At 58.1% G+C, this 13,722-nt stretch carries 12 protein-coding genes; 7 read left to right on the top strand and 5 right to left on the bottom strand.

Translation table 11 applies throughout. The features are described 5' to 3' along the window. Window positions 1–57 precede the first annotated feature (57 nt). The 3 genes from M5M_RS15780 to M5M_RS15770 form a co-directional block, all read right to left on the bottom strand. Window positions 58–870, bottom strand: a complete 813-nt coding sequence (locus M5M_RS15780; protein ID WP_015048500.1) for a 2OG-Fe(II) oxygenase — start codon at window positions 868–870, stop codon at window positions 58–60. An 87-nt stretch (window positions 871–957) separates the two neighbouring features. After that, window positions 958–2,061, bottom strand: a complete 1,104-nt coding sequence (locus M5M_RS15775) for a phosphoribosylaminoimidazolesuccinocarboxamide synthase (protein WP_015048499.1) — start codon at window positions 2,059–2,061, stop codon at window positions 958–960. 61 nt (window positions 2,062–2,122) lie between these two features. Beyond that, the gene (locus M5M_RS15770; RefSeq protein WP_015048498.1) at window positions 2,123–2,650 is read right to left on the bottom strand and encodes a hypothetical protein; all 528 of its coding nucleotides are present in this window, start codon (window positions 2,648–2,650) and stop codon (window positions 2,123–2,125) included. A 250-nt stretch (window positions 2,651–2,900) separates the two neighbouring features. Here M5M_RS15770 and M5M_RS15765 point away from each other — a divergent pair, with 250 nt between their 5' ends. The 6 genes from M5M_RS15765 (at window position 2,901) to M5M_RS15740 (ending at window position 8,587) form a co-directional block, all read left to right on the top strand. Further along, window positions 2,901–3,191, top strand: coding sequence for a hypothetical protein (locus M5M_RS15765; protein WP_015048497.1), 291 nt, complete (start codon window positions 2,901–2,903; stop codon window positions 3,189–3,191). A 226-nt stretch (window positions 3,192–3,417) separates the two neighbouring features. After that, window positions 3,418–4,173, top strand: coding sequence for an outer membrane lipoprotein-sorting protein (locus tag M5M_RS15760; protein WP_016389742.1), 756 nt, complete (start codon window positions 3,418–3,420; stop codon window positions 4,171–4,173). Next, the gene (locus M5M_RS15755; protein WP_015048495.1) at window positions 4,170–5,405 is read left to right on the top strand and encodes an ABC transporter permease; all 1,236 of its coding nucleotides are present in this window, start codon (window positions 4,170–4,172) and stop codon (window positions 5,403–5,405) included. Before M5M_RS15760 ends, M5M_RS15755 begins: the two co-directional genes overlap by 4 nt. Next, a complete protein-coding gene (locus tag M5M_RS15750) occupies window positions 5,402–6,634 on the top strand; it encodes an ABC transporter permease (RefSeq protein ID WP_015048494.1) in 1,233 nt (410 codons plus the stop codon). Before M5M_RS15755 ends, M5M_RS15750 begins: the two co-directional genes overlap by 4 nt. 10 nt (window positions 6,635–6,644) lie before the next feature. After that, a complete protein-coding gene (locus M5M_RS15745; protein WP_015048493.1) occupies window positions 6,645–7,346 on the top strand; it encodes an ABC transporter ATP-binding protein in 702 nt (233 codons plus the stop codon). Then, window positions 7,343–8,587, top strand: coding sequence for a hypothetical protein (locus M5M_RS15740; RefSeq protein WP_015048492.1), 1,245 nt, complete (start codon window positions 7,343–7,345; stop codon window positions 8,585–8,587). Before M5M_RS15745 ends, M5M_RS15740 begins: the two co-directional genes overlap by 4 nt. A 113-nt stretch (window positions 8,588–8,700) precedes the next feature. On the opposite strand, the gene M5M_RS15735 is transcribed toward M5M_RS15740, so the two are convergent. Beyond that, entirely contained in the window at window positions 8,701–9,321 is a 621-nt protein-coding gene (locus M5M_RS15735) for an outer membrane beta-barrel protein (protein WP_015048491.1), read from the bottom strand. Between the two features lie 199 nt (window positions 9,322–9,520). On the opposite strand from M5M_RS15735, the gene M5M_RS15730 reads away from it, so the two are divergent. Next, the gene (locus M5M_RS15730; RefSeq protein ID WP_015048490.1) at window positions 9,521–9,844 is read left to right on the top strand and encodes a nucleoside triphosphate pyrophosphohydrolase family protein; all 324 of its coding nucleotides are present in this window, start codon (window positions 9,521–9,523) and stop codon (window positions 9,842–9,844) included. Here the strand turns inward: M5M_RS15730 and M5M_RS19710 are convergent. Then, entirely contained in the window at window positions 9,823–13,608 is a 3,786-nt protein-coding gene (locus tag M5M_RS19710; RefSeq protein WP_015048489.1) for an ATP-binding protein, read from the bottom strand. The genes M5M_RS15730 and M5M_RS19710 overlap by 22 nt on opposite strands. Between the last annotated feature and the right edge of the window lie 114 nt (window positions 13,609–13,722).

The raw sequence follows: 13,722 nt of genomic DNA, 5'->3' as shown, positions 1-13,722 counted from the left end.
CACCGGGCGGTCTTGTACCGCCCGGCTGCATCCGGTTTAACACGCCGGTTTCATTCGTCAGCCTGCCAGCGGCCCCTCACCCCGATCGCGAAACCACTTGGTAATAATCGACTTGTAACCTTTTTCCACCGGCATGCCGTGATGCTCGGTCATGGGGTTGGGCGTGCCATCGTCCAGCAGGTTATTCCAGATGACGGCGGTGCCCTGCGCGGGTAAAAAGTCGCGCTCGATTTTGGTAAAACGGGTGGCACCACCGGCCTCGGTGGTGTTGAGGTAAATCATGAAGGTCCAGGAGCGCTGGCCACGGGCGCCAGCAAATTTTTCGTACTCGGCCGATTGCGGCTGGAAGTAGTCGGTATGGGCTTTGAACTCCTGCCCCACCAGGTATTTCTGGCCCTGGATTTCTTCTGACCACGCCACATTGACCCCCAGGGTACGGGCAATTTTCTGATCGATATCACGGATCAGCGGCGACACCATCCGACCCAGGTCGCAGGTACTGCTGGTGCGGTAGCCGTAGTGCAAATTGCCGGTGGTGACGGTGGATGGGCGCAATTTCGAATCCATCAGCGCCATCACGCCCTCGCACTCGGCGGCAGACAGAAAATCCTTCAAAACAAAAAGCTGCAGTCGCTGGTCGTCCAACGCCTCGGCGCCCACTGATGCCGGGTCGCGTGCCAGCGCACACCGGGCCAAGGCGGGATAATCTATTTCATCGGGCGCGCGGTAATCAGCGGGAAATTTATCCTTCATCACCGCCTTGATGACCTTGGTGCCAAAACCATTGCGCCGCAGTATATCTACCAGTTCAACCGGATTACAGCCGCGGCTGAGGTTGAGCCGGGTCCAATCACGCCATTCTTCATTCATTCCAGTGACTCGCTATTTATTGTTATTCAGCATGGGGCCAATAAAACAAAGGCTGCCATTGGCAGCCTTTGTTTTCAATCCACGGTATCACTTTATCAGGTCAAACTGATCGGCCAGTACCTGGGTGATTTCGGCCTTGGGGTTGTCCGACAACACTATCGGCTGGCCGGTAATTTTCTCCGCCACGCTGGTGTAGGTATTGGACAAATCCATAAAGGACTGCAGCGGCAGGGCGTTGTCACGCGCCAACGCCACGCGTTCCGCAAAGCGATCCTTATTCAGCATGATGTCGGGATCGGGGAAATGGTTGAGCAGGAACTGGCGGAAACCTTCTTTGGAATTCTCCACGATCCGGCCCGCCTGGTATTCGGCTGCATCCCACATACGCGACGAATCGGGTGTGCCCACCTCGTCCATATAAATCAGCTTTTCGGTACCTTTGCTGTCGGTGACATAACCGAACTCAAACTTGGTATCCACGAACAGCTGGCCGGCGCGGGCCAGGGCCTCGCTGATAACCCCGAATCCCTGTTTCAGCAGGGTTTCATAGAGATCCACATCGGTCGCCGAGCGGAAACCGAATACCTTCAGGTTATCCAGCAACTGTTGGCGGGTAACGTTGACATCGTCGGCCTCGGGCACCCCGGCCACGCCGCGGATAACGCCCTTGGTGGAGGGCGTTATCAGTAGCTCGTCGAGTTTCTGGTTGGCGGCCAACCCCTCGGGCAGCTGAATCCCGCAAAAGTCGCGCTCGCCTTTGCTGTAGGCGCGCCACATGGAGCCGGTAATGTAGGCACGACAAATGGCTTCCACCATGACCGGACGGGCTTTTTGCACAATCCACACAAACGGGTGCGGAATATCGAGAATGTGGCTGTCGGCCAGGCCGCGCGCCTTGAACAGACGGAACCAGTGGTTGGAAATGGCATTTAACGCCGCGCCCTTGCCCGGTACGCCACGGACATCGCCCTCGGCCCGCCAGATACAGTCAAAGGCCGATATCCGGTCACTGATCACCATTACCGCCAAAGGGGCGTCCGGCGCCACGTCGTAGCCCTTCTGGGCAATCAGACGCGCGCTGTCCTCGGGCGATAGCCAGTAAACCGAGCGCACCTTGCCGGAGTGGACGGGCAGCTGGGTGCGGATGGGCAGATCGTCATTGACGGCCAAAACCGATTGGGCAACGGACATGGGAGATTCCTGGTGCGAAAGTCAAAGGCGGGATTCTAGCAGAAGCCCCGCCAGGCTCGCATTACTTGACGCGCTCTACCAGCACCATGCCGGTCTTGCCTTCCAGCTTTAACTGATTTGCGCCAAAAGCACCTTTGGAAATGGTAATGCTGTCGCCCACTTTATAGCGGAAGCGGGAGCGCTCTTTTTCCCGCCAAATGTGGCCATTGTCCAGCCACAGAAAGTAGTACTTATGCGCGTTGCGATCCAGTTTTACCACTTTGGCGGTGAGCACCGGCGCGTCTTCGGTTTCGGTGCGACTGCCCGCCACCGGATATGCTTGCTCGATAGTGTCCGCGGGCATCGCGGTGGGCGCCTCGGCAACCGGGCGCGGGCTGGCGGCGGTCAGCGTCTGGGCTGCCGGAGACGCCTCTGCACCGCCGGCCCGGTAACAGGCCAGACGGCCGTCATCGTCCTGAATCACAGCACATTGTGCCAGACGGTCAAAACATGCCAACGCCTCGCTGGGGTTGACGGCATCACATTGCCCAGCCGCCTGGGTAGCAGGGGTAATCAATGCCAAGGAGGCAAGCAGAAAAAGCTGTTTCATCAACGGGATCCTGAATTTGTACCGGTTTGAGCAGAAAAGGCGACTCAATGGCCCTGCGACCCCGCGGGTCGACTACGCCAAAATCCCATAGTCTTATCCACATTGCAAACCGGAGGTTATAAGCACTTACAGTGGCGTATAGATATCGGCTTTTCCATTCGAAAACAATATTGGCTGGTTTTTTTTCTGCTGACTATAGTGTGACTCGTCATTCAGACCTACGGGTCAATTAGTTATGGAGTCGAGTCAATTGAAAAAGATTTTTGCCGCAGCAACCGCCACCCTGTTGTTTTCTGTAAGCGCCATGGCGTGCGACAAGCCCTCTGCCCCTGAACTGCCTGATCCCGCTACCGCGGTAACGCCGCAGATGATCAAGGCAAAGAACGAAGTGAATGCGTATATCGATGCGGCTAAAAAATATTTAGATTGCGTCAGTGGCAGCGCCAGCCGCCACAATGCCATGGTCAAGGAAATGGAAGACGTGGCAGACAAGTTCAACACGGCCGTGCGCGAATACAAAGCGCGTATGTCCAACGCCTGATCCCGGTTAGACCAGTCAGTTTCAGAGCCCCGCAATGCGGGGCTTTTTTATGTCCCACAGTAAGTCGTGGTCCGACACATCGGTGGTCCGACACTTCGGTGGCGTGTTACAGATTACGGCAGCCATGAACCGTGCAGCACCAGAAACTGCGACCAATCCGATATCCTGCCGCCATTTGCACCCCCACCACCACTCCGCTAGCATGGCCTAAAACCCGGAGGGTGCTATGCGCTTAAGGACAATTGCGACGTTGCTTCTCTTGCTGCCCGTTCCGCTGGCGCTGGCTGCGGATCCTCCCCAGGCCCGCGATCTGGTCAAAGCTGCGCTGGACCATTGGCGGGGCGATTCGTCTTACTCAGAAATGACCATGATAATCCACCGCGCCGACTGGCAGCGCTCGCTGTCCATGCGCTCATGGACCCGGGGCAGCAAGCACTCATTGGTACGCATCACCGCCCCCACCAAAGATGCCGGCACCGCCACCCTGTTGATAGACGGCGACATGTGGACCTTTGCACCCAAGGTCAACCGGATTATCAAGGTGCCCTCCTCCATGATGGGCCAGAGCTGGATGGGTTCGGATTTTTCCAATAACGATGTCGCGAAAGCTGACGATATCCTGGCGCAATACAGTCATTCGCTGATCGGCCAAGCCGAACAGGACGGCATGAAAATCTACACCATCGAAGCCCGCCCGCACGAGCACGCCGCGGTGGTCTGGGGCAAGGAAGTTCTCACGGTCCGCGCCGACCACTTGCTGCTGGCGCACGATTTTTACGACCAGAGTGACCTGCTGATCAAGTCGTTGCGCACCACCGAGATCAAATCTCTGGGCGGACGACTCCTGCCTAGCATCCAGCGCATCACCAATGCCGAAGCGCCAGAAGAGTGGACGGAAATCCGGCTGGAGCAGGTGCGTTTCAACGAAGCCATGCCGGACTGGCTGTTCACCCAGTCCAACCTGCGGAACCCCCGGCATTGACCTTGCCGCCGAGCCTGCTGATGGCCTGGCGCAACCTGTGGCGCCATCGCCGGCGCACCTGGCTCACCGCCAGCGCGATGATTTTTGCCAACGCCTTGTTGATATTCGGTATCTGCCTGCAAACAGGCACCTACCAGATGATGATCGACAATGGCCTGCGCCTGCTCACCGGCCACCTACAGGTACAAGCGCAGGGGTATCTGGACGACCCCCGCATGCGCACCACCGTGGCACAGATACAGCCGCTGGCCAGACAACTGCGCGATCAACTCCATCGGCCAGCCGCAGCCCGGGCCCAGGGCTTTGCGCTGCTGTCCTCGGAACAGCGCAGTTTTGGCGTGCAGATTCTCGGCGTCGAGCCGGCCCAGGAGCGGCACATCAGCTTTCTGCCGGCGCAAATCAAACGGGGCAGCTACCTGAGTGAACACGCGCAACGACAACTGGTGTTGGGTTCGGTGGCGGCACGCAACCTGAAAGTCGGTGTGGGGGATGAAATCACCTTGCTCGGGTCCGGATTGGACGGCTCCTTCGCCGCCGCCGTACTGACCGTCACCGGGATTTTTGAAACCGGATTGAACGACCTGGACCGCGGGCTCGCCCAGATGCACCTGGCGGATTTTCAATCCGTATTTTCCATGCAGGGTGCGGGGCACCAGATCGTGCTGCGCTCGGCCTCGCTCGCGGACGTGGCCGCCCTGAAAACAGCGGTGAGCCAGACACTGAACTCAAGGCCGGAATTGACGACACTGGATTGGGACCAGCTACAGCCCGAGTTGCGGCAGGCCATTGCCGCGGACATGGCCAGCAGTTGGTTTATGTACGGCGTGCTGATTATCCTGGTGGCGTTCAGTGTGATGAACACGCAACTCATGGCCGTGCTGGAGCGCATCCGTGAATTCGGTGTCATGCTGGCACTGGGACTACGGCCGGCGCGATTGAGCCTGTTGGTACTGATTGAAACTGCCATGCTGGCGCTGCTCGGTCTTGTATTCGGCCTGCTGGTGGGCGGCAGTCTGGCCGCCTTGCTCAGCCACACCGGCTTTACCTTTCCCGGCATGGAAGAATACGCCGCGCAATTCAACATGGACGCGCGCATCTATCCGCGCCTGACCTTCTGGTCGGTGATGACCGGGCCACTGGTGATTTTCACCGCATCGCTGCTGGCCTCGCTCTACCCCGCGCTGCGCTTACTCGGCCTGCAACCGCTGAATGCCATGAGGTCTGCCACATGAACGGCTCAAGCGCACTGACCGCGCTGGTGGCGATTGGCTGGCGCAACCTGTGGCGCAACAGCCGGCGCACTCTGATCATGCTGGCGGCAATCAGCGTGGGCGTGTGGGCGATGATTTTCATGACAGCGCTGATCCGCGGCATGCTCGACGACATGATCCATGGCGCGGTCAGTAATTTCCTGGATCATGGCCAGATCAGGCACCAGCAATACGCCGACGACCCGAGCATCGATAACCGGCTGCCGGCCCCTGGGCCCGCATTAGCAAGCGCGCTCGATCGCGAAACGCGGCACTGGAGCCAACGCATCCGGGTCCCGGCCGTCATTGCCAGCGAGCGGGAAACCACTGGCGTACAACTGCTGGCCATTGACCCGCAACGCGAAGCACACTTGTCCTTTATCGCCCAGGCGGTAGTGCACGGACGCTATCTCGAAAACGCCGATGACCCTGGCATTATTATCGGCGAGAGCCTGGCCGACCAGCTTGAAACCCGATTGGGACGACGCATCGTGGTGATGACCCAGGGGCCCGACAACCAGGTGGCCGATCGGGGCTTTCGCATTGTGGGCATCTACCGGACTGCGCTGAAAAACCGGGAAAAAATGTGGGCCTTTATCAGCCTCAACACGGCGCAGCAATTTTTAGGTGTGGGCGATGACGTCACCGAAATCGGCTGGCAACTGCCTGATTACAACCAGGCCCCTGCCGTCGCGGCAACCTTGGCGCGCGACGCCGGTAACGCCGATAGCCGCGCCTGGCAGGACATCGACAAATTTCTCAACAGCTCACTCAGCATGATGGACGGCTTTGTGCTGGTGTGGATTTTAATCGTGTTTACTGCGCTTTCCTTCGGCCTGGTCAACACCCTGGCCATGGCGGTGTTTGAGCGCATGCGCGAATTTGGATTGATGAAAGCCCTGGGCCTAAAGCCCAGCGCTATTGTCTTGTTGGTATTGGCGGAATCGCTCAGCCTGATTGCCCTCGGTTTGGCACTCGGAAATGCACTGGCGTGGGTGAGTATCCGCAGCATGGCGGGCGGCATCGATATTTCAGCGGTGGCACAGGGCATGGAAATGATGGGCGCCAGTGCGGTACTGCGACCAGCCCTCTACACCCACGACCTGTGGCTGGCCAACGCGGTGGTGCTCGGCTTAGGTACACTCGCCAGCTGCCTGCCGGCCTGGCGCGCCGCCCGGCTTGACCCCATCGCCGCGCTACGTAAATCCTGAAGGACAGCTTATGAGTCGCGTCATCTGCAAACAATTGTGCAAACGCTTTGAACAAGGTGGTCAGACCATTATCGGTTTGGATCACGTGGATCTGACCGTGGAAAAGGGCGAGTTTGTGTGCCTGTCCGGCCCGTCCGGTTCCGGCAAAACCACCTTGCTCAACGCCATTGGCGGGCTGGACACGCCCGATGAAGGCGACGTCCTGGTGGGCGATATTGCACTCAATAAACTCGATAGCGCAGCACTTGCGGATGCCCGTTTAAACAACATCGGTTTCGTGTTTCAGGCCTACAATCTCATCCCGGTATTATCGGCGCGTGAAAACGTGGAGTTTGTCATGCAAATGCAGGGCAAACCCGCACACGCCCGGCGCGCACTGGCAGAACAGGTGCTGCACGAAGTGGGTTTGGCCGGGCTTGAAGACCGGCGCCCGGCAGACATGTCGGGCGGCCAGCAACAACGGGTGGCGGTGGCACGCGCCATCGTGTCCAGGCCCGCGCTGGTATTGGCCGATGAACCCACGGCCAATCTGGATTCGCACACCGCGGTGCATTTGATGGAATTATTTGTGCGCCTGAATCAGCAACACCAGATCACGTTTATTATCGCCACCCACGATCAACGGGTCATGGCATTGACGCGCCGGTTGATTCGCATGGTGGACGGGCGCATTGTCCAGGACGGGCCCAGCGCCGAGCTGTTGGCGCAATGACGCGCATTACCTGTGCAGCAGTTTGGTTTTACCTTGGCGTCATGCACGCCGCCTGCGCCAACACCGATCTGCGCGGCCACCTGAAATACGATGCAAACCTGCAACGCTACCCCACAAACAGCCTTTACCAGACCGTGTTTGGCAACCAGTCGCTGGATCAGGCCGCCAATGCCCGGCTCAACGTCCGCTGGCAGCAAACCATCTGGTCGCTACAGGCGGATTACCAGCTGGCCGCCGTGGCCGGCGACCGCTATCGCCAGCGCGAGCAATTACCGGGCCCGAGCCCGCAACGCGCATTTCCGGACGACAGTCAGCGCCTGTTCGACCTGACCCATAGCATCAGCGAAGGCCAGGATGCGGCCCTGTTGCACCGACTGGATCGGTTGCACCTGGGCTACGCCGAAGGCGCCTGGGTGGTGCGCGCTGGCCGTCAGGCCATCAGCTGGGGCAATGGCCTGTTGTTCACCCCCATGGATATTTTCAACCCCTTTGATCCGGCGGCGGTGGACAAGGAATACAAGGCAGGGGACGACTTGTTGTACGGGCAATACCTGTACGACAGCGGCGCCGACCTGCAAGCGGTGTGGGTAGGCCGTCGCGATGAACAGGGCGCGGCAACCCAGGCTGTTGCATCGCAAGCGCTCAAATACCATGGCTTTGAAAGCACCTGGGAATACGATCTGCTGGCCGCGCGACACTATGACGAAACCATTCTGGGACTCGGCTTTGCCCGCAATCTGGGCGATTGGTTGTGGGCCGGCGACATCACCCTGGCAGATGCCGAACACGCGGGCTGGGCCGGGTCGCTGGTCACCAGCCTGAGCTTTTCCAGCCAGCGCTATGGGCGGAATCTGAGTGGATTAATCGAATATTTTTACAACGGATTTGGCGTCAGTCAGGCCGGCTACGCCCAACTCAGCGAGGCGCCGGATCTGCTCGCGCGCCTGCGCCGGGGCGAGCTGTTCAATCTGGGGCAACACTACCTGGGCGCCAGTCTCAGTATTGAGATGACCCCGCTGTTGATCGCGTCCCCCAACCTGTTTGCCAATCTGGGGGATGGCTCGGTGCTCGCGCAGTTGGTGCTGAACTGGAACCCAAGCCAGAACACCCAGGTGACCGCGTCGTTCAATTTGCCTCTCGGCCCCGACAACAGCGAGTACGGTGGCATACGGCTGGAGGAGAACTGGCCGCCCGCCCGTATCGAAGCGGGATTGTTCGGGCAGATAGCCTGGTACTTTTAGTGGCGTCCTTGGAGCTAAGGTTTTAGCGTCAGATCCCAAAGTTTTGCCTGCTGGACAAACCGGAAAAAGAACAACCAATAAAAAAGCGGGCAATGCCCGCTTTCCGTTTCGCGTTAAAAGGAGATGCGTAATCCCGCTTCCACATAGCCGAATTTATTGTCGGCCTCGCCGGGATCAAGCTGAACCTGATAATTGCGGTACTTGTAACCCAGGCCTACCGCAATCGCAGGTGAAAAACTCCAGAAACCGTTGATACCGGCCTCGGAAAATTTAATATCACCGGCGTTGCTGAATTCAGCCAGGACTTCAACATCCAGCGCCTCAAGCGGTGAAAAATCCAATGCAATCCCACCCATTGCACCACTGCCATCCACCACACCGGTGCCGTTGATTTCTGCGTTCAGGTAACCCAGGTAAGCCCGGGCGGCAAACATATCACCCAGGGGCAGACGACCACCGCCGGCAACTTTTGCCGTGGTCAGTTCAACTTTCACGCCTTCAACATCGCTGTCGGAGCCATAATCTGCCGAGCCGGACCAGAAAAAATATTTGGTCATCGGCACGTAAAAGCCGCCTTTAAGGCCCTGCAGATTAATGGAGACATCGGGGCCGTCGCCACTGTCGTAACTGACACTGCCCAGATAACTGACATCAATATGTGACTTGTGTTCAGCCATTACAGCTGGCGCCGCCAGTAGCGTGCAACATGCCACGGCCAATAATGATTTTTTCATAATCCCACCCCTAGTTTCAGTCCTGATTGAATACTTGCCGACCGGCACTGATCAGCCGTTTGCGCTGCTCATCTGAAAATCGGCAATATCTGCTTGCGTGACAGTTTAGCAGGGATTAGTTTAACAACAATATGTCTGCTGTCATCATACCGCGGCAATCAATAACGAATATAACGCCATACATTTCGGAGAATGCGCAATGGATCTACCTAAAATCCTCAAACAATACAACGAACTGTGCGAAGATAATGATTGGCAGGTATTTCATACACCCAAGAACCTTGCCTCCGCCATGTGTGTCAGCAGCGCAAAAATTTTGGAACACTATCAATGGATCACCGAGGAAGAGTCATTGTCGCTGGCGAGATTGCCCAATAGCCGCGACAAGATTGAAGCCGGCATTGCCGAAACTTTCTTTCATCTGTTGGCGCTTGCCAACCGGTCTGGTATCGACCTCGAACAGGCCGTGCTGAAAAAAGCGCTCAAGGACGCGGAAGACCATCAAGGTGCCCCTGACGCATAATCATCGATAAATACCTGCATCGCGGCAGACGCCAGTGCATAGGCCTGGCGCATCTGCTCAATCAGCTGATGCAGCTGATCCCAGCCTGCCAGGCCCGCACTCTGTTCCAGCTCACCCGCCAGACAATGCAGCTGGTCCGCCGATATATTTCCTGCCACGCCTTTGATCTGATGTGCCAGTGCCTGCACCTGTTCGCGGTCCTGCCCGTCGAGTGCTTGCGTCAGGGCGTTGAGTCGTTCTGGAGTATCCCGTAAAAACAGCTGAAGCAGGTCCACCAACCGCTCGGGTTTGCCCCGCACTGTGACCAGCGCTCGCGACTGAACCCAGCTCTGATCGCTTTCCACCTTGGCATCCCTCTGCGTTGTTATCGAGTCGGGTGCAGGCGCTTCAGGATTAAGCCAAAGCTGGAGTTTGTGCTCCAGAAGTTCGGGGTGAATAGGCTTGGCCAGGTGATCATTCATACCCGCTGCCAGACAGGTGGCTTTGTCACCGGCTAACGCATTGGCCGTCAGGGCGACCACCGGCAGTTGCTCGTAATAGCCGCCCCAGCTGCGCAATACCCGCGTGGCCTCATAACCATCCATGACCGGCATCCGGCAATCCATCAGCACTAACTCGATATGGCGACCGGCAGTGCGCAGTGCCGCCAGCGCCTGTTCGCCGTTATTCGCCACCGTCACCTCACACCCCAGATCATCCAGCAGGCCCAGTACCACTTGCTGATTCACATCATTATCTTCCACCAACAGCAGTCGACGCCCCCGTAAGGAGCGCACAACATGGGCCGATCTATCGGTTTTTTTTCCGCTATCAGGGCAAAACAAATGCCGCAGCGCTTTTGGCGTAACCGGTTTGCGTACATAGGCCTGACAATAATCGGGCAGGCCCTGATCGTAGGTTACCGGCACAATCATCACCCGCTGGCCCGCCGCAAGCTTGCCGTGCCATTCGGCCTGCGCCAACGCAACATCCAACAATATGCCATCGAAAACCGGCGCTGATGTTTGCGTCGCCAGCGCATCGATCGATGGGTACCACTCAGCCTGACCGCCCCAGGCGGATAGTTGCCTGGCCAAGGCCCTGCCCCATGTCTCCCAAGGCGTAAACACGCCCCATTGGCCGGACAATGTTATGCGGTGCCGATTTGCATCACTTTGCGGGAGCTCCAGTTGCACCGTGAAACTGAACGCACTGCCTTTGCCCGGTTTACTGTCGAGCACAATGGTGCCGCCCATCAACTCCACCAACTGTTTACTGATCACCAGCCCTAACCCGGTCCCGCCGAATCGCCGGGTGGTGGATTCATCCGCTTGTGAAAACGCCGAAAACAACCGCAGCTGCACTTCCGGCTCGATGCCGATACCCGTGTCTTTGACACAGGCACTCAGGCGCAATCCCGACTCGGAAGACGCCAGGGCAAAATGCAGCGTCACCCCGCCCTGATCGGTAAACTTGATCGCATTGGACAACAGATTGGTGAGAATCTGGCGCAACCGGCCCGGATCGCCCCGCACAAAATCCACGGACACCTCACTCATATCCAGCACCAGGCCGATGCCCTTTTCCTCGGCCCGCTGAGCCTGCGACTCAACCACATCACTGATCAGATCGGGCAAATCAAAATCCATGACTTCCAGCGCGAGTTTCCCTGCATCAATTTTGGAAAAATCGAGGATGTCATTGATGATACTCAGCAACGCGCGCGCACTGGAACTGGCCAATTCGTGATAATGCGCCTGCGCCTCGGACAGCGGTTGGCGCCCCAACAGATTCAGCATTCCCAGCACGCCGTTCATGGGCGTGCGTATTTCATGGCTCATATTGGCGAGGAATGCGCTTTTGGCTTTGTTGGCTTTATCGGCTCGTTCAGCCGCCCGCTGGGCCTTTTGATTGGATTTTTCCAACGCCCGGTTTTTGGCCTCCAATGCCAACCGGGCCCGGTGACGCTCGGAAATATCTATGGCAACGCCAAGAAAACCGATCACCTCACCGGCGCTGTCGCGCACCGCCGTTACACTCAACGACACGCGTATGTGCCCGCCATCCCTGCGCACATAGGTCCACTCGCGCTCCTCATGGCTTTCAGGATTGGCACGCGCGCGGGTGACGAACACATCAAAACCCTGCACCTTCTGACCGAGTTCCACACTCAGCTCGAGACCGCGCTCCTTGACCTCGATCGGTAAATGAATGAGAGCCGGTGTTTGCTTACCTACCATTTCATCGGCGCGATAACCCAACAGATTTTCCGCGCCGCGATTGAACACAGTGATGACACCATCGAGATCAGTGGCGATAACAGACACTTGCGAGGCCGCATCGAGTAAGTGTTGGAGCCAATTGGTAACCTGACGCGCCTCGGACTCCGCACGGTTTTTACGTTGATCACCCAACAACTGCGCAACCAGGCTGGCAATCAGGCTGGCAAACGCCTCTTCATCGGGATGCCACTGGCGCACGCCACCCCGATGCTCAAGGCAAATCACCCCAATCAAACGACCTGCGCTGATGATGCCGGCATCCAACATGGCGGTGATGCCCAGAGGCCTGAGGTAGGTTTCTGCGAATTCTGATGTACGCGGGTCGGTACAGGCGTCGGAGGCAAAAATACGGCTGTCGGTTTTCAATGCGCCAAAATAGCGTGGGTAATCTGCCACCCGCAGACGCAAACCCGCGCTGGTTTCGCCTTCTCTGGCATCAAACAAACTGATGCAATCAAATGCTTCACCGTCGTCGGAAAACAACCAGATGCCCGCGCGGGAAACATTGATAACCCGCGACAGAACCTTGGCCAACTGATCGCAGGCCCCGGCAAAATCACCCGACTGAATGGTCTGATCCACCGCGAGCGCCGCAATGGCATTGCGTTGGGTTTCGGCCCGCTGTTGCCCCTGCGCGAACATGGCCTGCATGGTGCGTCGCTCCCGCACCTCGTCACTCAGCGCAGCCCGCGCCGTTTCAGTATCGGCCAACAATTGGCGTGTGTGCCGGAACTGGACCTGCAGCTTGCCTACCATAAGTGCCAGCGCGAGCCCGGCCAAAAAAATCAGCATGGGCGCCAACCACAAATGAAACTCACCGCCCAAGGAGCCGACCCGCACCGCCAGTTCAACTTCACCGTTTTCCAGCCTGGCACTGGCCAACAATATATCGCCACTGGCACCGGTTTCGGTGACCCGCTTGTCGTTGGCCCACACACTGTGTTCACTGCTGTACCCGAGTTCGGCAATCAAACGCGGCTGCACCACCGTGCTCAGCCACGCCTGCAAATCCAGTACACCGGTAATCCAGCCATGAAATTGTTCGCCATCCTCGATGGGCATCACCACCAGCAGGCCCACGCCGCCTTGCACCAGTGTTATTGGCGGCCCTACCCAGGGTTTCAGTTCACGCCGGGCACGATCCAGCAGGGCGCGACGGGAAGGCTCGCGGCCGTTATCCAATCCCTGCACGGATTCGTTGCCCGCCAGAGGCTCAACCCAGCGAACGATTTTGTTTTCATCCACAAAGGCCAGGCTGCGGAAACTGGGATTGGCCTGTATATGGGCCAGTGCATCCGCGCGGAACTCGGATTCAGGCAGACCCTGTCGCGACAACCATCGCCTGGCCAGCAGGATTTCCACATGCCCCATGAGCACCAGCTCATGTTTCACCACCCGGAGCAGGTCGCGCGCCAGCGCTTCACTCACTTTGCGCTGGTGCGCATGGCCTTCCCACCACAACAGAGCAGCCACCAGACCGCTGGCGATCAGAATAATAAGCATCAGTCCCCATTGAAGACGGGGTTTTGCAGGCAGGAGAGGCACTTCAGGGTTGGTCATCCAACAAGTAAAGCACAGTCCGGCAACGCCGCCGTGGGTTTACACGCGCGGCTACCT

The organism is Simiduia agarivorans SA1 = DSM 21679, assembly GCF_000305785.2.
In the GTDB taxonomy this organism is placed as follows: Bacteria; Pseudomonadota; Gammaproteobacteria; order Pseudomonadales; family Cellvibrionaceae; genus Simiduia; species Simiduia agarivorans.
Note: the sequence above shows the minus strand (reverse complement) of the source record. Positions and strands in the feature narration are given on the sequence as shown.